The organism is Shewanella sp. BC20 (genome assembly GCF_003129585.1).
GTDB lineage: Bacteria > Pseudomonadota > Gammaproteobacteria > Enterobacterales > Shewanellaceae > Shewanella > Shewanella seohaensis.
In genome coordinates, this window is sequence record NZ_NHRI01000001.1 from 387463 (window position 1) to 410328 (window position 22866).

General features: G+C 48.2%; 21 protein-coding genes and 1 other annotated feature. Of the genes, 4 read left to right on the forward strand and 17 right to left on the reverse strand.

The features are described 5' to 3' along the window. Nucleotides 1–102 precede the first annotated feature (102 nt). Entirely contained in the window at nucleotides 103–1161 is a 1059-nt protein-coding gene (gene lptG / locus CBX96_RS01630; RefSeq protein WP_086903315.1) for an LPS export ABC transporter permease LptG, read from the reverse strand. Continuing rightward, complete coding sequence (gene lptF / locus CBX96_RS01635; RefSeq protein ID WP_109285487.1) at nucleotides 1158–2270, reverse strand: LPS export ABC transporter permease LptF; 1113 nt, start codon at nucleotides 2268–2270, stop codon at nucleotides 1158–1160. Before lptF ends, lptG begins: the two co-directional genes overlap by 4 nt. A gap of 255 nt (nucleotides 2271–2525) precedes the next feature. On the opposite strand from lptF, the gene pepA reads away from it, so the two are divergent. After that, entirely contained in the window at nucleotides 2526–4034 is a 1509-nt protein-coding gene (pepA, locus tag CBX96_RS01640) for a leucyl aminopeptidase (protein WP_109285488.1), read from the forward strand. Between the two features lie 176 nt (nucleotides 4035–4210). Further along, nucleotides 4211–4329: a sequence feature (Phe leader region), on the forward strand. A gap of 37 nt (nucleotides 4330–4366) precedes the next feature. Beyond that, nucleotides 4367–6370, forward strand: a complete 2004-nt coding sequence (locus tag CBX96_RS01645; protein WP_109285489.1) for a chorismate mutase — start codon at nucleotides 4367–4369, stop codon at nucleotides 6368–6370. A gap of 140 nt (nucleotides 6371–6510) precedes the next feature. Here CBX96_RS01645 and CBX96_RS01650 read toward each other — a convergent pair whose 3' ends face one another. The 11 genes from CBX96_RS01650 to ffh form a co-directional block, all read right to left on the reverse strand. Continuing rightward, complete coding sequence (locus CBX96_RS01650; RefSeq protein ID WP_109285490.1) at nucleotides 6511–7815, reverse strand: sodium:proton antiporter; 1305 nt, start codon at nucleotides 7813–7815, stop codon at nucleotides 6511–6513. 45 nt (nucleotides 7816–7860) lie between these two features. Next, nucleotides 7861–8196: a hypothetical protein gene (locus CBX96_RS01655; protein WP_109285491.1), complete on the reverse strand. Its 336-nt coding sequence runs from the start codon at nucleotides 8194–8196 to the stop codon at nucleotides 7861–7863. A gap of 164 nt (nucleotides 8197–8360) precedes the next feature. Then, nucleotides 8361–9473: a hybrid-cluster NAD(P)-dependent oxidoreductase gene (locus CBX96_RS01660; RefSeq protein ID WP_109285588.1), complete on the reverse strand. Its 1113-nt coding sequence runs from the start codon at nucleotides 9471–9473 to the stop codon at nucleotides 8361–8363. Nucleotides 9474–9554: 81 nt separating this feature from the next. Beyond that, nucleotides 9555–11219 carry a hydroxylamine reductase gene (gene hcp, locus CBX96_RS01665; protein ID WP_109285492.1) on the reverse strand — a complete coding sequence of 555 codons (1665 nt, stop codon included), beginning with the start codon at nucleotides 11217–11219 and terminating at the stop codon, nucleotides 9555–9557. A 216-nt stretch (nucleotides 11220–11435) separates the two neighbouring features. Next, on the reverse strand, nucleotides 11436–12575 hold the full coding sequence (gene tyrA, locus CBX96_RS01670) for a bifunctional chorismate mutase/prephenate dehydrogenase (RefSeq protein WP_109285493.1): 1140 nt from the start codon (nucleotides 12573–12575) through the stop codon (nucleotides 11436–11438). A gap of 62 nt (nucleotides 12576–12637) precedes the next feature. Next, a complete protein-coding gene (locus CBX96_RS01675) occupies nucleotides 12638–13729 on the reverse strand; it encodes a 3-deoxy-7-phosphoheptulonate synthase (protein ID WP_109285494.1) in 1092 nt (363 codons plus the stop codon). Nucleotides 13730–14127: 398 nt separating this feature from the next. Beyond that, on the reverse strand, nucleotides 14128–14481 hold the full coding sequence (rplS, locus tag CBX96_RS01680) for a 50S ribosomal protein L19 (protein WP_006080791.1): 354 nt from the start codon (nucleotides 14479–14481) through the stop codon (nucleotides 14128–14130). Nucleotides 14482–14515: 34 nt separating this feature from the next. Then, entirely contained in the window at nucleotides 14516–15262 is a 747-nt protein-coding gene (gene trmD / locus CBX96_RS01685) for a tRNA (guanosine(37)-N1)-methyltransferase TrmD (protein WP_011623586.1), read from the reverse strand. Nucleotides 15263–15277: 15 nt separating this feature from the next. Then, a complete protein-coding gene (gene rimM, locus CBX96_RS01690; RefSeq protein ID WP_086903309.1) occupies nucleotides 15278–15808 on the reverse strand; it encodes a ribosome maturation factor RimM in 531 nt (176 codons plus the stop codon). A 20-nt stretch (nucleotides 15809–15828) separates the two neighbouring features. After that, nucleotides 15829–16077: a 30S ribosomal protein S16 gene (rpsP, locus tag CBX96_RS01695; RefSeq protein WP_011071566.1), complete on the reverse strand. Its 249-nt coding sequence runs from the start codon at nucleotides 16075–16077 to the stop codon at nucleotides 15829–15831. Between the two features lie 218 nt (nucleotides 16078–16295). After that, nucleotides 16296–17669, reverse strand: coding sequence for a signal recognition particle protein (ffh, locus tag CBX96_RS01700; RefSeq protein ID WP_109285495.1), 1374 nt, complete (start codon nucleotides 17667–17669; stop codon nucleotides 16296–16298). A gap of 333 nt (nucleotides 17670–18002) precedes the next feature. On the opposite strand from ffh, the gene CBX96_RS01705 reads away from it, so the two are divergent. Both CBX96_RS01705 and CBX96_RS01710 read left to right on the forward strand, forming a co-directional pair. Continuing rightward, nucleotides 18003–18791, forward strand: coding sequence for an inner membrane protein YpjD (locus CBX96_RS01705; RefSeq protein WP_011623590.1), 789 nt, complete (start codon nucleotides 18003–18005; stop codon nucleotides 18789–18791). A gap of 101 nt (nucleotides 18792–18892) precedes the next feature. Continuing rightward, entirely contained in the window at nucleotides 18893–20164 is a 1272-nt protein-coding gene (locus tag CBX96_RS01710) for an HlyC/CorC family transporter (RefSeq protein WP_109285496.1), read from the forward strand. A gap of 65 nt (nucleotides 20165–20229) precedes the next feature. Here the strand turns inward: CBX96_RS01710 and CBX96_RS01715 are convergent, their stop codons facing one another. The 4 genes from CBX96_RS01715 to recO all read right to left on the reverse strand — a co-directional run bounded on the left by CBX96_RS01715 (nucleotide 20230) and on the right by recO (nucleotide 22847). Continuing rightward, nucleotides 20230–20766, reverse strand: coding sequence for a DUF962 domain-containing protein (locus CBX96_RS01715; RefSeq protein WP_109285497.1), 537 nt, complete (start codon nucleotides 20764–20766; stop codon nucleotides 20230–20232). Nucleotides 20767–20935: 169 nt separating this feature from the next. After that, nucleotides 20936–21319 carry a holo-ACP synthase gene (gene acpS / locus CBX96_RS01720; protein ID WP_109285498.1) on the reverse strand — a complete coding sequence of 128 codons (384 nt, stop codon included), beginning with the start codon at nucleotides 21317–21319 and terminating at the stop codon, nucleotides 20936–20938. Continuing rightward, nucleotides 21319–22056: a pyridoxine 5'-phosphate synthase gene (gene pdxJ, locus CBX96_RS01725; protein WP_109285499.1), complete on the reverse strand. Its 738-nt coding sequence runs from the start codon at nucleotides 22054–22056 to the stop codon at nucleotides 21319–21321. Before pdxJ ends, acpS begins: the two co-directional genes overlap by 1 nt. A gap of 89 nt (nucleotides 22057–22145) precedes the next feature. Beyond that, nucleotides 22146–22847 (reverse strand): DNA repair protein RecO, encoded by a 702-nt coding sequence (gene recO, locus CBX96_RS01730; RefSeq protein ID WP_037427573.1) that lies wholly within the window; start codon nucleotides 22845–22847, stop codon nucleotides 22146–22148. Nucleotides 22848–22866 lie beyond the last annotated feature (19 nt).

A 22866-nucleotide genomic window follows, 5' to 3' on the forward strand; every position in this document is an offset into this window, starting at 1 on the left:
GGCGCTTAAACCTGGCACCTAAGCCTCACAACCGTGATTAAGCTAACTTGCCCCAATAAAAAACGACGCCATATGGCGTCGTTTTTTATTATCCGCGTTTTATCACCGCCGGATAAAGTAGAAGGCAATGCCTGTAAACAACAGACTCGGCGCAATGGCCCCCACGTAGGCCGGCAATTCATATACCATACTCATGGGGCCAAAGATCTCGTTACTGATATAGAAGCTAAACCCTGCAACCACGCCGAGCAACACCCGCGCCCCCATAGTCACGGTCCGCAGCGGCCCAAACACAAAGGATAAGGCCACCAGCATCATCACCCCGACCGTCACAGGTTGCATCACCTTGCGCCACAGGGCTAATTCGTAACGGCTTGGATCTTGGCTGTTATTTTTAAGGTAATCTAAGTAACCCATTAAGCCGCGAATCGATAAGGCCTCGGGCTTGACCGATACTACGCTAAGCTTGTCTGGCGTGAGACTTGAGCGCCAAATATCTTCATCTAAGTGTTCGAGCTTCACTTCGTCGTAGCTTAGGTCGGTACGCTTTACATCCATAAGATGCCAGCTGTCCTTACTGAACAAGGCACTCTTGGCATGCACAACATTCGTAAGCTTTAACTCACTGTTAAACTTATACAAAGTAATATTATTCAGCTTATCAATATCGGCGACTTCGCCAATATTAACGAACAAATCACCATCCTTTGCCCAAATGCCTCGGTGGGATTTAATCAAACTGCCGCCGGAGAGTTTAATGGCTTGGAGTTCATTGGCCTTTTGCTCGGCCACAGGCGCGCCCCATTCTCCCAATGCCATCACCATCAACATCAATGGCACTGCTGTTTTCATCGCAGATAAGGTGATTTGCAACCGCGACATCCCCGAGGCTTGCATTACCACCAGCTCAGAGTTCGAGGCCAGCATCCCCATGCCGATCAGCGCGCCTAACAGCACCGCCATCGGGAAAAACATTTCAATATCGCGAGGCACGAGAAATAACACATAAATGCCCGCATCCATCATAGAGTAAGAACCACGACCGACTAAGCGCAGCTGATCAACCCACTTGATGATGCCCGACAAGCCCGTCAGCACCAGCAAACACAGCGCCGAAGTGCTTAATAAAACTCTGGCGATATAAAGGTCTAAAATCTTCATGCAGTCACCTTTTTACGCGCCATTGCCGTCGATAAACGAGCAAATAAGGGTCTGTCTTTACCGAGGAGTAAAATCCCCATAATGAGTGCCGACAAATGGATCCACCACATGCCTAAATACTGTGGAATAACACCATCTTGCAATGCTTTACGTCCCGCGACCATCAAGCCAAAGTAGCCAAGATATAACAGTACCGCAGGGAGCATTTTGGCAAACTTACCTTGGCGCACATTGACTCGCGCCAGCGGCACGGCAATAAGTGTCATGATAGGAATCGCCAGCGGGATCGCTAAACGCCAATGGAACTCGGCCACGGCTTCTGGCCCTTCAACTTTCATCAATTCCGTCAGCGGTAAGGCTGAGAGTTTACGACGACGCTCATCGACCTGTTGCTCTTTGATTTGCATCTTATAACCACCAAATTCAATCATTTGGTAGTCTTTCTGTTGCGGGCTGCCCTGATAGCGCACCCCATCATTAAGCTGTAACTGCTGCGAGCCGTTCTGATCTTCCAGTACCCGTCCGCCTTTAGCCACGACCACGTTGGTTAAACCAATTTCGTCATTTGGGTCAGGCAACTGGGCCACAAACACTTTATCCAGATCGTTATCCTTGCCGATACGCTCAACAAACAGCACTGCACGGCCGTTAGGGCTCGCCTGAAAACGCCCCTGCACTAATGCGGCAAGGCCCGCCTCGGATTGAGCTTTCTCGAGCACTTGGTTTTGTTGCTCCTCGGCCCAAGGCGCAACATAGAGGGATAAATAGCCAGTAAACAACATGTTGATCACGGCGAGGATCAAAGTTACTCGGGTAACATACCATTCACTTACGCCAACACCGTGGAGAATGACCATTTCATTCTCGGCATACATGCGGCCGTGGGCCATGAGGATCCCAAGGAACAAACTTAAAGGTAAAACGAGAACAACAAGATAGGGTAAGTTGAGGCCTATCAAGGTAGCGATAAGAGAAGCAGGAAATTCACCGTCTGAGGCGTCGGCCAATATGCGCACGAAATGCTGGCTAATAAAAATAGTTAACAGTACGAAAAGTACTGCAATTTGCGCCTTTAAAACTTCTCGAATAAGGTATCTAAATACAATCACAGGTAGGATCCGGTCTCTAAACTTATCTTTTTGCTGGTAACAGACTAACTTTCATGTAAACTGTTTACTTTTGATAGTTTTCTGACCAGCTTCAGGGGTTCCTGGCAAACAATAAATGTCACGGATTTTTCACAAAAACGTGACTCAAGTGCCGAGAATAAATCACCTTTGGAGTAATAACTTAGGCCCTTTTCGGGACAAGCAGACATTATCCAATAAATATAAAAATTTGTCTTTAAGAATCTAGGAGTGCTCATGGAGTTTAGCGTAAAGAGCGGTAGCCCCGAAAAACAACGCTCAGCCTGCATCGTTGTCGGTGTTTATGAACCCCGCCGTCTATCCGGCATCGCCGAGCAATTAGACAAGATTAGCGAAGGTTATATCAGTAATCTACTGCGTCGCGGCGATTTAGAAGGTAAGCCAGGCCAAATGTTATTACTGCACCACGTTCCTAACGTATTGAGTGAACGAGTGCTGTTAGTCGGTTGCGGCAAAGAACGAGAACTAGACGAACGCCAGTACAAGCAGATCATCACTAAAACCATCAACACCTTAAATGAAACAGGTTCAATGGAAGCCGTGTGCTTCTTGACCGAGTTACACGTAAAAGGTCGCGATACCTATTGGAAAGTTCGCCAAGCGGTTGAAACGACCAATAGCAGTTTATATAGCTTCGATGCGCTCAAAACCCGTAAAGGCGAGACCCGTCGTCCGCTACGCAAGTTAGTGTTTAACGTCCCAACTCGCCGCGAACTGACCTTAGGTGAGCGTGCGATTGAGCACGGCATGGCCGTTTCTGCCGGTATGCATTTATGTCGCGATGTGGCTAACATGCCGCCAAATATCTGTAATCCAGCCTATTTAGCCTCTCAAGCTCGCCAATTGGCCGAAGTTCACGAAAACCTGCATGTCACGACTGTGGGCGAAGAGCAAATGGCAAAACTCGGCATGAACTCTTACCTTGCCGTCGGCCGCGCCAGTGCCAATGAATCCATTATGACTGTGATGGAATACAAGGGTGCAGTTGACAGCACTGAGAAACCTATCGTATTGATTGGTAAAGGTTTAACCTTCGACTCTGGTGGTATTTCACTAAAGCCAGGCGAAGCCATGGACGAAATGAAATACGACATGGGCGGCGCAGCAGGTGTTATCGGCACCATGAAAGCCATTTGTGAGATGAAGCTGCCAGTCAACGTCGTTGGTATTCTCGCTGGCTGTGAAAACATGCCATCGGGCAATGCTTACCGCCCAGGTGACATTTTAACCACAATGTCGGGGCAGACCGTTGAGGTCCTCAACACCGACGCCGAAGGCCGTCTGGTACTGTGTGACGTATTAACCTATGTTGAGCGTTTCGACCCAGAGCTGGTTATCGACACGGCAACTCTGACAGGCGCCTGTGTGATTGCCTTAGGTAAGCATGCCTCTGGTCTGTTCTCCTCACACAACCCTCTGGCACACGAGCTGCTCAATGCTGGTGAGCAGAGTGGTGACCGCGCATGGCGCATGCCACTGTGGGATGAGTACCAAGATATGCTCGATAGCCCATTTGCCGATATGACCAACTTAGGTGGTCGTCCAGCGGGCGCGATTACTGCGGCTTGTTTCCTGTCTCGTTTCGCCAAGAAGTACAACTGGGCTCACTTAGACGTAGCCGGTACGGCCTGGAACAGCGGCGCGAATAAAGGTTCAACGGGCCGCCCTGTGCCAATTTTAAGTCAGTTCCTGATCAATCGCGCAGGCGTAGAATTAGGCGAATAATCGCTAACAACACTGAAAAGGCGAAGAATTTCTTCGCCTTTTTTATTTGGCTCGAAGGCTAAATGACGATTGGCTGAGGAATAATTGCAGCCTAGTAACGCGAAGAGGAAAGAAAATCGCGATTGAATAATTTTTGATTGACAGCCACGCCCTCGCCCTTTAGTTTTACTTCCTATGAAAACAAATACCGCAGCTTTTTTTACTTTCTTTTTTACACCCCCACTCTAGGAGGCGGATTTACTGTGTAAAAACGAAAGTAAAAATCCAAAGCCTCCCACTGGGAGGCTTTTTCGTCTTAAACGCTCGATAATACGGTGGCAAATGAGGTCAGAATGCAAAAACCACAGCCTTTAAATCAAACGCGAGAACAAATTACTCACCTCGACAATGAGCTTCTCTCGTTACTCGCCGAACGTCGACGCCTAAGCCTTGAAGTGGCCCGCAGTAAAGAAGTGGATGTGAGACCCATTCGCGACACCCAAAGGGAAAAAGAACTGCTGGCAAGATTAGTCGCAGCTGGTCGAGAAAAAGGCTTAGATGCCCATTACGTGATCTCACTGTATCAAAGCATTATCGAAGACTCAGTCCTTAATCAACAGGCTTATCTCCACGGCCGTGCTAATCCAGAAACCCAAAAACAGCAGTACTGTATTGCTTACCTTGGCGCCCGCGGCTCCTACTCTTACTTAGCCGCCTCTCGCTATTGCCAACGTCGTCAAGTTGAGATGCTCGACTTAGGCTGCCAAAGTTTCGATGAGATTGTCCAAGCCGTTGAGTCAGGCCACGCCGACTATGGCTTTTTGCCGATTGAAAACACTTCGTCCGGCTCTATCAACGAAGTGTATGACGTGCTGCAACATACGAGTCTGTCCATCGTAGGCGAGACGACTATCGAAGTCAGCCATTGCCTGTTGGGCAAACCGGGCAGCAAACTGAGCGATATCAAAACCGTCTATGCTCATCCGCAGCCAATCAGTCAGTGCAGCCGTTATCTTAGCCAGCACAAGGACTTAAGACTGGAATATTGCTCAAGCAGCGCCGAAGCGATGGAGAAGGTCAATCAATCTGCCAACAATAGCGCCGCTGCGATTGGTAGCACCGAAGGTGGCGCGCTGTACCAACTCGAGTCGATTGAGTCAGGCCTTGCCAATCAAAAGATTAACCAGAGCCGCTTTATCGTGGTGGCTCGAAAAGCCGTAGCCGTACCCGAGCAATTGCCCGCTAAAACAACCCTGATCATGGCCACTGGCCAAAAGGCGGGGGCGTTGGTTGAAGCCCTATTGGTACTTAAAGCGCATCAGCTCAATATGAGCAAACTCGAATCTCGCCCCATTCCTGGTACGCCGTGGGAAGAAATGTTCTATCTGGATATCGATGCCAATATCTCCAGCGAAGCCATGCAGCAAGGACTCAAGCAGCTCGAGAGGATCACGCGCTTTATCAAAGTATTAGGTTGTTACCCCTGCGAAACCGTCAAACCGACACAACTCAGTAATAGCCAATTACTCATTGAGCCGAACACCTCAAAAGCTGAGGTGATAAGCACGGTGAGCCTTGACCCGTCGCCCTATCGCTTCAGTAGGGCGTACAAGGCGCAGGCGAGTGAAATTCACTGCGGCCCCTTTACCATTGGCGCTGGCCATATTGGTGCGATTGCCAAGATCACGCTGAGCAAAAGCCTGCTGCAGCAAGAGTCGTCACAGGCCGCCTTATCCGCCTTTGAGCGCAGAGTGAAACAGCTAAAAGAAGCGGGTTTCCAAGCGGTGATTTTAGACGGATGTCACTCACTCGCCTCGTCCGAAGCCATCATCCCTAAGCTGCGCCAAACCTTGCATCAGTATGATTTGCTTTGTGTCATCGCCATCGAACAGGCGACGGATATGCCATTGGCGACTGGTCATGCCGACATGCTGTTCTTAACGGGCAAACAAATGTTTAATCAATCCTTGCTGACTCAGGCAGGCACCTTGCCGATTCCGCTATTCCTCGAACGTAACGATATGGCAAGTTATGAGGAGTTTATGGCGGCCACGGAGACGATTTTAAGCCAAGGTAACCAACAGCTTATCCTATGTGACTCTGGCATTCGTACCTATAACAATGCCAACTTACCCACCTTGGATTTAGCAAGCCTCATCCAAATTAAGGCCAACAGTCATCTCCCCATAGTGATTAACCCTTGTTATGCCATCAGCGAAGATGCGCTGCCACTGCAAACTCAAGGGATTAAACAGCTGAAAGCCGATGGCCTAGTGCTGAATTGCTCCCTCGAAGAAGATAAAGCACATGACTCATTGGCGCTGATGAGCGAGGTCGTAAGGGAGTTATATCGCTAATTTGCGTGTATCAGGGTACTGAAGAATATACAGCCACGAATATCGTGGCTGTATTGTTTAGGGCTTAGGATTTAAGACTGTAGATTTAGGACAGTGAATTTAGGGGTTGGGTTTTACCCTCAAGCTTAACCCCAGCAGGTCTAGGTCCGCTCAGATACAATCTGATGATTAGCCTCTGTTGCCACCGCGTTACTGCGACGAATCAACCCCGTCATACTCGAGCCCTGCACTAGGATTGAAAACACCACCACGGCATAGGTCATCACGAGCACAAGCTCTCGCAGCTCGGCACCACTTTGAGAATCGATAATCACACCCTCGGGTAAACTCATCGCCATAGCTAAGGCTAAACCGCCCCTGAGCCCGCCCCAAATGAGTATCGACTCGGCATAGGGATTGTAAGACTTAACCAATCTAAACCCGATATAGGGCAGCAATACACTCACCGCCCGCGCCGTTAACACCAATGGAATAGCCACTAACATAAACCACCATAATGGCGCCTTAAAGGTGACGAGCAGGAGTAATAATCCGAGCAAGAGGAATAGCAGCGCATTGAAGAAGGATTCAATCAGCGACCAAAAAGTGTAGAGTTTTACCCGCTCATGGCGCACAAAATACTTAGGCACGCTGTAGTTACCGATAATAATCCCCGCACTCACCATCGCCAGCGGCCCCGACACACCTAACACTTCGGCGATGACATAACCCGCCGTCGGGATCAGTAAAGTGACCAACATCAGCTGGGTTTCTTCCTCACAGTAGCGAAAGAAATGGTGCAGCAATACACCTAGTACTGCGCCATAAACGACGCCCCCGAGCGCCTCTTGGGCAAACAATAGCGAGATTTGCGAGAAGGTCAGCGGCTCAGTTGAAAAGGCCAGATGGGAGATGGCCACAAAAATCACCAACCCTATACCATCGTTAAAGAGCGACTCCCCTTCTACCTGAATGGCAATATCTTCGGGCGCGCCCATCTTCTTCAGAATGGCTAACACGGCAATTGGATCGGTAGGTGAAATCAAGGCGCCAAAGAGCCAACAATGGCTTAAGGCCAAGGGCAATCCCAGCATGGGAGCAATGTAGTAAAGCAAACCACCGACGATAAAAGTCGAGAGCAAGGTACTGACAAAGGCAAGGATGAGAATTTCCCATTTCTGATGCCTTAAGATTTTTAAGCGGATCTGTAATGCCCCAGCAAACAAGAGAAAACCCAACATGCCGTTGAGTAACAGAGCCTGAAAGTCGAGCTTCTCCAGCCCCGCAACAAAGTAACCATAAACATGGCCGCCAAGCGCTTTACCGCCCAGCAAGAGTAACAGGCTCATGCCCAACGCCAATGCGGTAATGGCGACGGTTTCTTGCAGTTTATGCAAACGCGAGGATGCCACAGACGTGACTAAGGCTAACGCACAGAGAATACAGAGAATTTGATAACTCGTCATAAGAGTCTCTAATCACCCTAAGATGAAGAGACTCTAGCACAAGTTTTAGACATCTAAACCATCCAACAGACTTAACCAGCCTTTAATAATCCGATGGCAAAACCAAATGATACCAAAGAGATAAATCGAAAGACTGAGCCAAGTGATGGGCAGGCAATAGCCCAACACCAACAGGCCGAGAAATATCACATTGGAATGACGTTGCCAGCGTAAATGTGATGCCAGCAAGGCATTACCTTGCATATGCCGTTGAGACAAGTTGATAAATAGACTCAACAACACCGGCAGCAGTAACAGCGGGAAGCCTGACATTAAGGCGTAAAGCAAATGGCCTAGGCTGCGATCTTCAATTTTTGCGGCATATGTGGTTGTCGTTGTCATTGAGAGACTCCAGCCAGACGATGGGACTGGGCGTTACTCCGCCCTCGTCTTTAACCTTACGTTCTCGCAGACATAATCGCAACTAAGGCGCAAAAATATTTCCGCGCGAGTTTTTTTAATCACCGATGTTTTGTATCGACCAATCCCCCCTTTGCATGCAAATATCAAGTCAAAGACAGTGTCACATCCGACTTGAGTTTAGTCGAGCAAGCTAACACATATCCGGCTTCGATTTCGCTAGGTGTTAAGGTCATGCTACTTGTGGACTCGGTCTCCCCTTCGAGCACTTGGCATTTGCACGCACCGCATACGCCCGAACGGCAGGCTGCAATAATCGGCAAGCCTTCGGCTTCAATCCCTTCAAGCAAGGTTTGCTCGGCCGTTAAAGCCCGCTTTTTATCGCCAATGGATAACATAAAGCTGTTACCGCCACTCACAGGAGCCTCAGTCTGCATTTCTGCCTGTTTTACGCGGCTTTGCGCCTCTTTTACCGCTGTGGCAAAACTCTCGTGATACAACTGAGTCATATCGAAGTTAAGCTCAGCAAGAATCGTTTTGACCGCCTGCATATAAGGCTCTGGCCCGCACAAAAACACGGTTCGTTCGGCAAAATCGGGGACTAAATCTCGAAGATTATTGGCACTTAAACGGCCGATATCATGCAATACCGCCTCGGGATGCCAAGCCGTGTCAGCGGTGACATCCTCCACAAGGTAACGCAGCTTAAAATCTCGATGGCGCGTAGCCATGGTCTCTAATGACGTTTTAAAAATAATATCGGCCTGGGTGCGAGCACTATGTACAAAAGCAATGTCGGCATTCATTTGGCTGTCGGTTAAATAACGCGACATCGAATACATGGGAGTGATCCCACAGCCTGCACTCAAAAATAGGTATTTTTTGGCAGAAATATCAAACAGATTAAACTGCCCCGTTGGCGGTAAGACGCGTACCGTCTGCCCCGGCTGTAAATGATCAATCAAGTAATTCGACACCAGTCCGCCATCGACTCGCTTAATGGTTAACATTAAGGAATAAGGCCGCGAAGGGGTTGAGGACAAGGTGTAACTGCGGCAAGCCTGCTCACCGTTGATCTCTAGCACTAAGGTCATAAATTGCCCCGGCTTATAATCAAACTTCATCGGCTCACCGGCTTGAAAGCGAAAACTCACCACATCGGCGGTTTCGTTCCAGCGCTCCACACACACTAATTGGCTAAAACCCACAACACTTGCAGGCGCAGAAGATAAAGCGGGACTTGGCATGATATTTTGCATAGTACTGATATTCATCGTCTTTGTATCCATAACACTGCGGCTTTAGCGCGAAAGCCGCAGTGACTCCATGCATAAATCGGCCTAGGCCACGTTCAACATGGTCTTCAGATCGGCTTCAACTGTGGTGGTGTTACGCAGGCCAAATTTTTCTTCCAAAATTTTGGCAAGATTAGCCGTTAAAAACGCCGGCGGCGTTGGGCCGGTACGGATATTTTTCACCCCGAGCGACAATAGCGTCAGCAGCACGACAATGGCTTTTTGCTCAAACCATGAAAGCACTAGGTTCAATGGTAATTCATTGATATCGCATTCAAAGATTTGTGATAGCGCGATAGCTAACTGAATAGCCGAATAGGCATCGTTACATTGGCCAATGTCGAGTAAGCGCGGAATACCGTTGATATCGCCAAATTCCAGCTTGTTGAATTTGTACTTACCACAACCTAAGGTCAGGATGACGGAATCCTTTGGCGCCGATTTCGCTAAATCGGTGAAATAACTCCGCTCCGACTTATCACCATCACAACCTCCGACTAAGAAGAAATGTTTGATAGAACCGTTTTTGACGTTTTCCACCACAGTCGGTGCTGCGGCCATTAAGGCATTACGGGCAAAACCAATGGTGATATTGTGTGGAATTTCATCGTATTGGAAGCCATCGAGCGAGAGAGCCTTGTCGATCACAACTGAAAAATTATCCCCAATTACATGGGTCACACCAGGCCAACCCACGATACTGCGGGTAAAGATACGGTCGCTATATTGGCCCACATTCGGGTCGATAATACAGTTTGAAGTCATCACTACGGCGCCGGGGAAATTAGCGAATTCTTTTTGCTGGTTCTGCCATGCACTGCCGTAGTTACCCACTAAATGGGCATATTTTTTAAAGGCAGGATACGCAAGCGCAGGCAGCATTTCACCATGGGTATAAACATTAATGCCTTTGCCCGCCGTTTGCTCGAGGATAAGCTCTAAGTCCTTCATATCATGGCCAGAAACAAGAATCGCTTTGCCTTTAACGGGTTTAGTGTTAACGACAGTCGGTTCAGGATGACCAAAGGCTTCGGTCTCGCCCGCATCGAGCATGGCCATGATGCGGTAGTTCAGTTGACCAATATCCATGGCTGTAGTGAAAAGTTTATCGGCATCGACACTCGGCTCACCGAGAAACGCCATAATCTCATGGAAGCGACCAGCAATTTCAGCATCGGTTTTACCTAAAACACGGGCGTGTTCCATGTAAGCCGCAGCCCCTTTAAGGCCATATAAGCACAGTAGTCTCAGCCCAAGGATATCTTCGTGGACCTCATTTTTATCTTTATTTAGTAAGGCGACAGGCGCTTGCGACAACATTTCAGGCTTGCTGGTACCCAGTACAAATTGCGCCACAGGCGGGAGTGATTCAGCCCGTTTACCCGCAGCTTCACACGCCGCTTCATAGGCATTTTTTAAACTTTCACGGTATTCAGCGGCCTGCTTGGCATAGGCGATGATGCGTTCATCATCGAAGTTAACGTTGGTTAAGGTTGAGAAAAAAGCTTTAGGAACAAAGGTATCCACCTCAGGGTTAATGACGCCCAGTTCACGCGCCTTAGTCGCATACACTGAAACACCCTGCAGCATATAGATTAACAAATCTTGCAGATCCGAGGTCGCGGCCAATTTGCCACACATACCTTGGGAATAGCTACAACCGTTGCCGGCGGGGGTACGAATAGTTTGCTCACACTGAATACAAAACATGGATAGACTCCTAATTTAAATTCATGCTTTATTTTTGCATGTTTAAAATAAGTCTACCGAAACCGTAAATAAGCGATAGCCTTTTCTTGGTTCGAATGCGAAATCTTAGAGGGAGATCACCTTAAGCAATTACTAATTAATACGATTGAACCAGCACAAAAAGCATAAAAAAATGCCCATCAAAGATGGGCATTTTTATGGCTAACTCATTCATTATCAGTTTGTTTTCATATCACTGACCGATTGCAGCATCATGCGACTTTCACGCTGAAACTGCGGCGCAAAATCACCAAACCATTTTGCTACCGTTTGGAACTGGCTGATAAACGCGTCCCTATCGCCCCGTTTCAGTAGCTCTAATGCTTCGCGGTAGTTATCCAAATAATCGCCAATCGCATGCTGGCTATCCTGCTGGGCAAAAATAATATCGGCATAGAGTTCAGGGCTTTGGGCAAACAAACGCCCTACCATGGCCAGCTCTAAGCGATAGATAGGTGAGCTAAATTGCAGCAGGGTTTCAATATCCGCTTCTTCTTTGCAAAGATTCAAGCCATACACAAAGGTCGAGAAGTGACGCATCGCCTGTACCAGCTGCATCGCATTGTCGTGACGTTCAGGCTCAGCTTCGACAATCCGCGCGCCCCAAATTCCAATTTGCTCGAGCAACCATTGGTATTTATCGGCTTCGCGGCCATGGCACACCACCACTACCTGCTTAGCCAAACTGCCGACATCTGGGCCAAACATGGGATGAAAGCCGACAACGGGCCCTTTGTGAGCGGCTAACATGGCATTAATAGGTTCAGTCTTGATCGAGGTTAAGTCGGCTAAGATACATTCCTGCGGTAATTGGGTCAGTTTCTCACGGATAATGTCGCAGGTGATGGCGATAGGCACAGTCACCAGTACCAATCCGGCGTCGGCAAATAAGGTTTCCGCCTGCAGCCAGTCGTCTTTATCCAGCACTTTAACCTGATAACCCGAGAGCGTCAGCATTTGTTGGAACAGTCCACCAAGCTGCCCCTTACCACCAACAATCACGACTGAACCGAGATCGTTTTTTACTTGCTTAAAGCCGACATCCTTCTCATTGAGATAGGATTCACGCATCAAGCGGCGCAAAATATCTTCAATCAGTTGTGGCGCTATGCCCATGTTCTTGGCTTCTTCGCGGCGTTTTGCCAGCATTGCCGCTTCACGTTGCGGAGCATAAATCGGCAGTCCTGCGGCGTGTTTTACCGTTCCGACCTGGGCGACTAAATCTAAGCGTTTACGCAGTAAATGCAGCAATTGCTGGTCGACACCATCGATGAGACCGCGAAGGTGTTCTAATTCAGTTGTGGTTTTTTCGTTCATCTTATCAATCCACTACACACCTAAAGTAAGGTGTTTAAACATTCGGCTCTTAAGATTGACTCTTAAGCATTGGCCACTTTGAGCATATCGAAACGGGTTGCTAATACCGAAGATAACTTCGATGCGCCCGCACGTAAAACGCTTTCGGTTTTTTCCCAATTAATACAGGAGTCTGTCACAGAAACCCCATAGGCCAGTTCGCTCAATGGCTTATCACAACTTTGATTACCTTCGTTTAAATGGCTTTCTAACATCACGCCAATGATGGACTTATTGCCGTTGTAGATCTGGGCAAATACATCCTCACACACGGGGACTTGCCTTGTGTAGTCCTTAGAGGAATTACCATGACTGCAATCGATGATAAGGCGAGCATTGAGTTTGGCCTTATGTAACTGCGCCTCACACTCGGCAACGCTCTTAGCATCATAGTTTGGCGTTACGCCACCGCGCAGGATCACATGTCCATCGGGATTTCCCGCGGTTTGCAATAACGCCACTTGGCCCTGCTGGTTAATCCCCATAAATCTGTGGCTGCTGGCCGCCGATTTCAGCGCGTTAATCGCTACATCGAGCTTTCCATCTGTGCCATTTTTAAAGCCGACGGGCATAGATAAACCCGACGCCATTTCCCTGTGGGTTTGCGACTCAGTCGTGCGAGCACCAATGGCCGACCAAGTGACTAATTCCGAGATGTATTGTGGGCTGATAGGGTCGAGCGCTTCGGTTGCCACAGGCAGTTCGAGTTCGGCCAACCAAATCATCAGTTCACGGGCCATCTTTAACCCCTTCTCAACATCGAAGGACTCGTCCATATCTGGATCGTTAATCATCCCCTTCCAACCCACTGTGGTACGTGGCTTCTCAAAGTAGACTCGCATCAAGATGTAAAACTCATCACTGAGTTCATCGTGTAATTTTTTAAGTTTTAAGGCGTATTCCTTGGCGGCATCGATATCATGGATAGAACAAGGTCCAGTGACGATAAGCACGCGGTTATCGCGCTTATGGACAATATCCGCCACGGTTTTGCGTGCATTGAGGATATAACGATACGCGTGCTCAGAGAGTGGCAGAGTCGCTTTTAGCTCCTGCGGTGTAATAAGAACTTTCTCTGAACTGATGTGTACGTTATTGATCGTATCCTGTTGCATGCTTACCACCTAAAACTGAAGTCATATCCCCATGTAAGCAGGAGTCTGGATATCAAACCGCTGCGGGGAAAAATAAATAGCCGAGGCCACCATGTAATATCGTAATGCTACACCATTACAATGAGCGACCAATATGCCTATTAATTGGCAGAAGATCAAGGAAGAATTTAACAAAATCGGCATTTATACCCATCGCATTAGGGCGTGTTCATTCCGCGGGAGTTAAACGCGCTTTAGACAAGGCGAAGGCTTGAAGGCATAGTGGTTCTCTATCGAAAGCCGTATTAACCCGAAACGCACGCGAAATGGCTAAATAGATAAACGTCAGGCAACAAAAAACCGCCACGAGGGCGGTTTTCTGTGCGAACACTACGTCTTGTTTTCTGTAGCGGGTACTATTACTTAGTAGCCAGCTTTTCACGGATACGTGCAGATTTACCTGAACGATCACGTAAGTAGTACAGTTTGGCGCGACGAACGCGGCCACGACGCTTAACTTCAATGCTAGCGATCAGAGGGCTGTGCGTTTGGAATGCACGCTCAACACCTTCGCCATTAGAGATTTTACGTACTGTGAATGCAGAGTGCAGACCACGGTTACGCTTAGCAATTACAACGCCTTCGAAAGCCTGTAAACGCTCTTTATCACCTTCTTTAACACGAACCTGAACTACTACTGTATCACCAGCACCAAACGCAGGTACGTCTTGTTTCATTTGCTCATCGTTGAGCATTTTAATGATGTTGTTCATAACTTACTCCGTTCTAGAATTAACTGAGCTACGACTAAGCATTCTTGTCCATTGCTTCAACGAACTGCGCTAAAAGAGTCGATTGTTCGTCAGTCAGAGCTAGATTTTCAAATAATTCTGGCCGTCTTAGAAAAGTCCTACCAAGGCTTTGCTGCAAACGCCAGAGTCTAATTTGTTCGTGGTTGCCACTTAGCAGTACTGCGGGTACATCGAGTCCATCTAAGCTTTCAGGGCGCGTGTAATGAGGACAGTCCAGTAAACCGTCGGAGAAAGAATCTTGCTCCGCCGAAGCTTGTTTTCCTAGCACGCCAGGAACCAATCTCGATACTGCATCTATCAAGGTCATTGCAGGTAATTCGCCGCCCGAAAGCACGTAATCCCCAACCGACCATTCTTCATCCACTTCCGTTTGAATGATGCGTTCATCAATACCTTCGTATCGACCACACACCAGAATCAACCGGGATGATTCAGCCAACTCAGTGACGCCTTGCTGATCCAGCTTGCGTCCTTGAGGTGACAAGTAAATCACCTTTGCCTCTTCGCCTGCCGCCGCTTTCGCAGCATGGATGGCATCGCGTAAGGGTTGCACCATCATCAACATACCGGGACCACCGCCGTAAGGCCTGTCATCTACCGTACTGTGTCTATCATGGGTGAAATCGCGAGGATTCCACGTGTGCAACTCAAGCAGACCGTTCTTCACGGCACGACCCGTAACCCCAAAGTCTGTTACGGCACGAAACATTTCTGGGAACAGGGTTATTACCCCTAACCACATATGTTGTACCTCGACTTAAAAGTCAGGATCCCAATCCACTAAAATCTGTTTACCTTGGACATCCACCTTTAAGATGAATTGCCCTGGGACAAAGGGAAGCATACGTTCCACTTTGCCGAAGCTATCTTTCGCGTTGGCTTTCACTAAGAGCACGTCGTTCGAACCGGTTTCCACGATTTGATCGACAACACCCATGTTATAGCCATTGGTATTAATCACTTCACAACCGATGAGATCACGCCAATAGAACTCGTCTTCTGGCAATGCGTTCATCTGCTCTGGCAGGATCCCAATTTCGCAATTGGTGAGCATTTGTGCTCGCTCCCGCGTGGTGACACCTTCAAGCTCGGCGACAACCGCCTTGCCTTGGTAACGCCACTGAATGACTTTTACTTCACGCCATTCACCATTTTCTTTAATAAGCCAAGGTGAATAGTCAAAGATACCTTCAACAGAATCGGTATAGGCGGTGATTTTCAGCCAACCTTTAATGCCATGACAGGAGCCTAATTTCCCCAGTACGACTGGCTGTTGGTTACTGCTCATCAATCTATACCTTAACGCTATTAAGCAGCAGCTTTAGCGTCTTTGATCAATTTTGCTACGCGATCAGTTGTCGCAGCGCCGTTCGCAACCCAGTGCTCAACGCGAGCTAGGTCTAAACGTAAAGTTTCTTCTTGGCCACGAGCCAATGGGTTGAAGAAACCAACACGCTCAATGAAACGACCGTCACGAGCGTTACGGCTGTCAGCAACAACGATGTTGTAAAATGGACGCTTTTTAGCGCCACCACGAGCTAAACGAATGGTAACCATGCGTTTTCAATCCTCTAATGATTTGCTTGAAGCAAAAATAAAAACTGGAACCCCGTGTTCGCGAAGAGTCCCAGATAGAAAGCCGGAAGATTTTACCTGACTTTTCAACGAATGCAACCAAATCTGGCGATTATTAAACCTGCCTTAGGATTGCCCGCCTCATTCCAAATAGAATCAACCAACTGATAAAACATCAACTTTGATAAAAATCGCTGGAATTAACGGCCAGGAAATTTCATCCCGCCAGGCATCATGCCACGCATTCCGCGCATCATTTTCTGGATGCCGCCCTTGGCCGACATCTTCTTCATCATCTTTTGCATTTGGGTAAACTGTTTCAATAAACGGTTTACGTCTTGAATTTGTGTACCAGAACCCGCAGCGATACGGCGCTTACGTGAGCCCTTGATTAAATCGGGGTTTTTACGCTCTTTCGCCGTCATTGAGTTAATGATGGCTTCCATTTGACGGGTCATTTTTCCGTCTTGGATTTGCGCTAAGGCATCCGGTGGCAATTGACCCACACCGGGCAGCTTTTCAATCATGCTCATCATGCCGCCCATGTTTTTCATCTGCTGTAACTGTTCACGGAAATCTTCGAGATCAAAACTGCCGCCCTGCTTCACTTTAGAAGCCAGCTTAATCGCCTTGTCTTTATCTACACCGCGCTCAACTTCTTCGATAAGCGATAATACGTCGCCCATGCCGAGAATACGTGAGGCGATACGGTCTGGATGGAAAGGCTCTAGAGCATCGGTCTTTTCACCGACACCGAGGAATTTAATCGGCTTGCCAGTTATGTGGCGAATCGATAATGCCGCACCGCCGCGCGCATCACCGTCGACCTTAGTTAAAATCACACCGGTGAGGGGCAGCGCTTCGTTAAAGGCTTTGGCCGTGTTTGCAGCGTCTTGACCCGTCATGGCATCGACTACGAACAGTGTCTCAATAGGCTTAACCGCCGCGTGCAGCGCCTTGATCTCATCCATCATGGCTTCATCGACGTGCAGACGACCCGCGGTATCGAGGATCACCACATCGATAAATTTGAGTTTGGCGTGGGCAATGGCCGCCTTGGCGATATCGATTGGCTTTTGGCTCACATCCGATGGGAAGAACTCCACATCGACTTCGGTCGCTAAAGTTTCAAGCTGTTTAATCGCCGCAGGACGATAAACGTCAGCACTGACAACTAATACCGATTTTTTATGGCGCGTACGCAGCAGCTTACCCAGTTTGGCAACACTGGTCGTTTTACCCGCACCTTGAAGACCCGCCATCATCACCACGGCTGGCGGCTGAGTCGCTAAATCCAGCGCTTGGTTTGCCTCGCCCATGGATTTTTCAAGTTCACTTTGAACAATTTTAATAAAGGCTTGACCAGGACTTAAGCTCTTCGCCACTTCCTGACCAACGGCACGCTCTTTTACATTGTTAACGAATTCGCGCACCACAGGCAGGGCAACATCGGCCTCCAGCAGCGCCATACGCACTTCGCGCAGGGTTTCCTTAACGTTTTCTTCGGTTAAGCGACCACGGCCACTGATATTTTTCAGCGTGCGTGACAGTCTGTCGGTTAGATTCTCAAACATCGTCCTGCTCTATACCTTTAGGATCTCGATTAATGGGCTGTATTATAACGATGCGGGCGCATTATGCTACTGCTATGCCCTACTTGCGTTAACTTCGGCATTTAACCTGCGTTGGGTCATATTTTGCGATTCGCCTACGACTATTTACGTCTAACAATAAGAATCTGCTAAATTTTGCAACTTATGTCACTGCCCATTTGCCGACGGCTCATGTTATTCTAGGCAAAATATTGATCTGTATGCCAAGTTAAAACCCAAACCAAATGAAGATCTACGCTTTAGCGAGCTTGGGAATAAAAGGCACCATTAACAACACGAATAGGTTAATTACCCATGGTCATTTTTTCTGCCTCAGCCATGTTTTTTTATTGCATTGCATTGGTATTAGTGACAAGTCGACTGTTCCACCCTGAAGGTCCTAATCGTAAGGCCGTTGCCGGTGTCGCCGCCATCGCCGTGATTTTGCACGCTGCCGCCCTTTCTCAAGCGATGTTTACAACCGATGGACAAAACTTCAGCCTCACTAATGTGATCTCGTTAGTAAACTGGATCATCGCCTTCACCTTTACCGTGATGATGTTCAGGCTAAAAGTGATTGTGGTTGTGCCCGTGGTTTACGCCTGCTCTGTGCTCTCTGTAGCCCTACTCTGGTTATTGCCGCCTAAGTTTATTACTCACTTTGAGCTGTACCCTGAGGTTTTGGCCCACGTTGTGCTCTCTCTCATGGCATACAGCGCCCTGATGATCGCCGCTCTGTACGCGATTCAGCTGGCGATGATCCAAAATAAACTCAAAAAGAAACAATTAATGTTAAGTCCAGGCATTCCGCCGCTGATGACGGTTGAAAAGCAGCTTTACCATCTTGTGATTATTGGGGTCATTTTACTGAGTTTATCCCTCGCCACTGGCTTTATCTTCCTCGATGATATGTTTGCCGATGGCAAAGGCCATAAGGCGATTCTGTCTATCATCGCGTGGTTTGTGTATATCGCCATGCTATGGCAGCAGTATTGGGTCGGTTGTAAAATTCGCACCGCGGTCATTTACACCTTAACCGGCGCGACCTTGTTATCCTTAGCTTATTTCGGCGCTCGCATTGTCAAAGAGTTAATTCTTAGTTAATAATTTCAAGTCAGCTTAGGCGCTTATTCCCTAAGCTGACTTGACACTCCGTGTATTTCTCGGTATCAACTTAAACTTATCGGCCTGATTGGAGCCTATTTTTGGACGCTATATCGACAAGCGCACTCCTCATTTTCTTACTAGTGCTTATTCTTTGTTCTGCCTACTTTTCAGGTTCTGAAACCGCCATGATGACCCTTAACCGCTATCGGTTAAGACATCTCGCCTCAAACGGCCATAAAGGTGCCATTCGTGCCCTCAAGTTGCTCGAACGTCCAGACCGCTTAATTGGCTTAATTCTGATTGGCAATAACCTGGTTAATATTCTCGCCTCAGCCATTGCGACCATTATTGGTATGCGCCTTTGGGGCGATTTAGGCGTCGCGATAGCCACAGGTGTGCTGACCTTGGTCGTATTGGTCTTTGCCGAAGTCACACCCAAAACCATCGCCGCCTTGAACCCTGAGCGAATTGCCTTCCCATCGAGTATTTTACTCATTGGTTTATCAACAATTTTTGCCTATGTGGTTACCAGCGTTAACTGGATAACCACAGGTATGCTGCGTCTCTTTGGCATCAAAACCATCAGCAGCAGTGATGCACTCAGCCAAGAAGAATTAAGGACGGTAGTCCATGAGGCTGGCGCCTTGATCCCCCAACGCCACCAAGAGATGTTGTTATCAATCTTGGATTTAGAGAAAGTCACCGTAGAGGACATCATGGTGCCGCGCTCGGATATTTACGCCATTAACGTCAACGATGATTTTAAGTATATCAATCGTCAAGTGATCCAAAGTCCACATACTCGTGTACTGGTTTACCGCGATACTATTGACGATGCCGTCGGCTTTATTCATCTGCGTGACGCGCTGCGCCTGCAATCGAAAGAGCAGTTCAGTAAGTCCTCATTGCTACGCGCGGTCAAAGAGCTCTACTTTATTCCCGAAGGCACGCCGCTCAATGTGCAATTAGCCAACTTTCAGCACAATAAAGAGCGTATCGGCCTAGTGGTCGATGAATACGGTGATATTCAAGGATTGGTGACACTCGAAGATATTCTCGAAGAAATTGTCGGCGACTTCACCACCTCTATGCTGGCCACACCGAGTGAAGACATTACCGCCCAACAGGATGGAAGCTACTTAGTCGATGCCAGTATCACCATCCGTGATTTGAATAAAGAAATGAAATGGGACTTCCCAACCGATGGCCCCAAAACCCTCAATGGCTTGATCTTAGAATACTTGGAGGATATCCCAGCCGAAAACACTAGCCTTCGCCTAGCCGGTTATCCATTGGAAGTCATTGAAGTTGCTGACAATATGGTCAAAACCGTACGTATCATTCCACAGCATTATCAGTCTCCACGCTAACGTCCCCATATAAAAAATCGGCTGAATCCAAATGGAATCAGCCGATTTCCTTCTCCCCCAAGAAATTATTTAACGCTTCGCGTCTTGAGACGTGCTTCGAGCGCCCGGCGCTTCTCTATAGCGATAGGTGTAATCTCGGCATCTAACGCCTTTTCTAACCCCAAGATAAAATACACTTCGGCCATTAAGAAGAACGGACCTATTAACAGTTGGTTTAAATCGTCCACAAAAGCGGGTTTGGCCTTCTCGTATTGATGGCCAATTAACTGGAAAATCCATCCCACGATAAATACCGATATAGCCAACCAGAAGGCGTTGGGAGAGCCTGCCATTAGTTCAGTGGTATATACGACGGGGGCGATAAATAAAGCCAGGCCAATCGCTAACTTTGCATGTAAGCGAAAGTAATAAACCAGCACACCAGCCCCTAAAACCACACCTAAACTCACATCGCCCGCACTACCAAGTGGAATACGGATAGTCGCCAGCAATAGGAAAGCAGACCATATAATCAATGGAATACCTACGAAATGGGTAAGTATGTTGCGCTGATTTAAATGCACACTCTTATAGGTTGATAGCTGCTCTACGGCGGATTTCATCTGGGGCTCCTTTTGCTGTGTCCCTGCACATTAGTGTCTAGATACCACTTTTGACCTAACCTAGCCCAAAAATGCGAAACTGAACAGAAAAAAGTAACAAAAATGTTGCCACGCATTTTACGCAATAAAAAAGAGAGCTAAGGCTCCCTTTGTGCTAATGGGTTAGAAACTAGCGAGATTCGAGGATAACCGTCGCAATGGCGTAGGATTTTTCATCGGCGATTGAAATGTGTCCAACCACGCCGTTGAGCAAAGCTAAACGCTGCTGTGCCCCTTGTGTAAAATCAATCGTCGGCGCACCATCGGGCGTATTCCCAATATGGATATGCTGAAAAGATACCCCTCGACCAATCCCCGTCCCTAGGGCTTTTGCTGCAGCCTCTTTGGCGGCAAAGCGCTTAGCCAAATAACGGTTCGGTTGGCTATGCTGTTGATAGATATCGAACTCAGCTTCCGTGAGTACACGTTTAGCCAGCTTATCGCCGGAACGCGTCACATGAGCCGTGATGCGCTCGATTTCAACTATATCAGTGCCAAGCCCAACGATTGCCATTATTCGCCTCGACGACCTTCTAACATCAGCGCTTTCATGTCTTTAACCGCTGTCGCTAAGCCATCAATGGCCGCACGCGCGACAATGGCATGGCCAATATTGAGTTCATACAGCTCAGGGATCGCCGCAATCGGCTTAACATTGTGATAATGCAGCCCATGGCCCGCATTCACGACTAGGCCTTTGCCGTGGGCGTATTTCGCCATTTCGCTGATACGCGCAAGTTCTTTGGCCTCTTCCTCAGCTGTTTTAGCGTCGGCATAACAACCGGTATGGATTTCGATAAGTGGCGCGCCAGAGGCGACTGCGGCATCGATTTGCGTCTTATCGGCATCAATAAACAGTGACACTTGAATACCGTTGGCGGCTAAACAGCTTACCGCGGCAGTGATTTTATCTAATTGGCCAGCCACATCTAAACCGCCTTCAGTCGTCACTTCTTGGCGTTTTTCAGGGACTAGGCAAACGTAGGTTGGTTTGACTTCGCAGGCGATGTTGAGCATTTCTTCAGTCACTGCACACTCAAAGTTCATCCGCGTCTTTAAGGTTTTTGCCAGCAGATACACATCGCGGTCGATAATATGACGTCTGTCTTCCCGTAAATGAATCGTGATACCGTCGGCACCCGCATGCTCGGCAACCGCCGCCGCATGGACAGGATCGGGATAACTGGTGCCACGAGCCTGGCGCAGGGTCGCAATATGGTCGATATTAACACCCAATAAGATACGGCTCATCGGGAACTCCTTTATGTTTGTAAGGCTAGAATTAACGCTGATTTGCGCCCTATTGTACTGGGACAGCCAGTAAAAAACAGGAGCTAGGGCTAATTATTCCCATCTCTGTTAGAGGCTGTCGCTTGAATAAACAACTGCCTGCTCACCAGCGGCTTGTTTCCGAGCAGGGGTTGCAGCATAGAGCGCATCAACCGTTTAGCCTCTAAAAACTGCTCCTGCAACAATTGATTATCGTTAAGCGCGGTTAACATCGCGCCTTGATAGGTATGCTTTGCCCTGCTGTTCAACACAAATTGAAAACCCAGTTCTGGCACAAGCTGATAGTAATGTTCAGGGATCAGCGGTTCGCCTTGGGTATCGCGAATAAGGGATGGCATGGCCCCAAGCTCCCGCAAGAGCGCCAGCTCAAGGTACCGCAGCTTCGACTCACAAAACTGCGCCGCAAGCCCTACTAAGGCTTGGTGGTAGATGAGAAATAACGCCTCGGCATTATGGTGAACCGACAGAGTGCGCATCAGCAATTCATTGATATACATGCCGGCATACAGGCTATAACCCGATAAAGGCACGGCTGGCGCGGCCGCTTCAATTTGGCTGATATTCTTGAGTTCAGACTTACCGCTAAATTCAAAAATCAGCGGCTGAAAGGGCTGGAGGATACTTTTGATGGAGCGTTTACCGCTCCCGACTCGCGCGACGGCATCGACACGACCAATACCGTCAACCAAGAGATTGACCAGCGCGCTAGACTCCCGGTAAGGGCGATGATGCAAAACATAACCCCGTTTCATCGGTCTGCGCGCTCGTTCA

What these genes read in the sequence shown, in the direction of transcription:
- CBX96_RS01655 (WP_109285491.1), bottom strand. Translation starts at nt 8,196, where the DNA reads ATGACAACGACAACCACATATGCCGCAAAAATTGAAGATCGCAGCCTA.
- lptG (WP_086903315.1), bottom strand. Translation starts at nt 1,161, where the DNA reads ATGAAGATTTTAGACCTTTATATCGCCAGAGTTTTATTAAGCACTTCG.
- rpsP (WP_011071566.1), bottom strand. Translation starts at nt 16,077, where the DNA reads ATGGTTACCATTCGTTTAGCTCGTGGTGGCGCTAAAAAGCGTCCATTT.
- acpS (WP_109285498.1), bottom strand. Translation starts at nt 21,319, where the DNA reads ATGGCAATCGTTGGGCTTGGCACTGATATAGTTGAAATCGAGCGCATC.
- CBX96_RS01650 (WP_109285490.1), bottom strand. Translation starts at nt 7,815, where the DNA reads ATGACGAGTTATCAAATTCTCTGTATTCTCTGTGCGTTAGCCTTAGTC.
- CBX96_RS01660 (WP_109285588.1), bottom strand. Translation starts at nt 9,473, where the DNA reads ATGCAAAATATCATGCCAAGTCCCGCTTTATCTTCTGCGCCTGCAAGT.
- hcp (WP_109285492.1), bottom strand. Translation starts at nt 11,219, where the DNA reads ATGTTTTGTATTCAGTGTGAGCAAACTATTCGTACCCCCGCCGGCAAC.
- CBX96_RS01715 (WP_109285497.1), bottom strand. Translation starts at nt 20,766, where the DNA reads ATGAAATCCGCCGTAGAGCAGCTATCAACCTATAAGAGTGTGCATTTA.
- pepA (WP_109285488.1), top strand. Translation starts at nt 2,526, where the DNA reads ATGGAGTTTAGCGTAAAGAGCGGTAGCCCCGAAAAACAACGCTCAGCC.
- CBX96_RS01705 (WP_011623590.1), top strand. Translation starts at nt 18,003, where the DNA reads ATGGTCATTTTTTCTGCCTCAGCCATGTTTTTTTATTGCATTGCATTG.
- rimM (WP_086903309.1), bottom strand. Translation starts at nt 15,808, where the DNA reads ATGAGCAGTAACCAACAGCCAGTCGTACTGGGGAAATTAGGCTCCTGT.
- CBX96_RS01645 (WP_109285489.1), top strand. Translation starts at nt 4,367, where the DNA reads ATGCAAAAACCACAGCCTTTAAATCAAACGCGAGAACAAATTACTCAC.
- tyrA (WP_109285493.1), bottom strand. Translation starts at nt 12,575, where the DNA reads ATGAACGAAAAAACCACAACTGAATTAGAACACCTTCGCGGTCTCATC.
- rplS (WP_006080791.1), bottom strand. Translation starts at nt 14,481, where the DNA reads ATGAACAACATCATTAAAATGCTCAACGATGAGCAAATGAAACAAGAC.
- ffh (WP_109285495.1), bottom strand. Translation starts at nt 17,669, where the DNA reads ATGTTTGAGAATCTAACCGACAGACTGTCACGCACGCTGAAAAATATC.
- CBX96_RS01675 (WP_109285494.1), bottom strand. Translation starts at nt 13,729, where the DNA reads ATGCAACAGGATACGATCAATAACGTACACATCAGTTCAGAGAAAGTT.
- pdxJ (WP_109285499.1), bottom strand. Translation starts at nt 22,056, where the DNA reads ATGAGCCGTATCTTATTGGGTGTTAATATCGACCATATTGCGACCCTG.
- trmD (WP_011623586.1), bottom strand. Translation starts at nt 15,262, where the DNA reads ATGTGGTTAGGGGTAATAACCCTGTTCCCAGAAATGTTTCGTGCCGTA.
- recO (WP_037427573.1), bottom strand. Translation starts at nt 22,847, where the DNA reads ATGAAACGGGGTTATGTTTTGCATCATCGCCCTTACCGGGAGTCTAGC.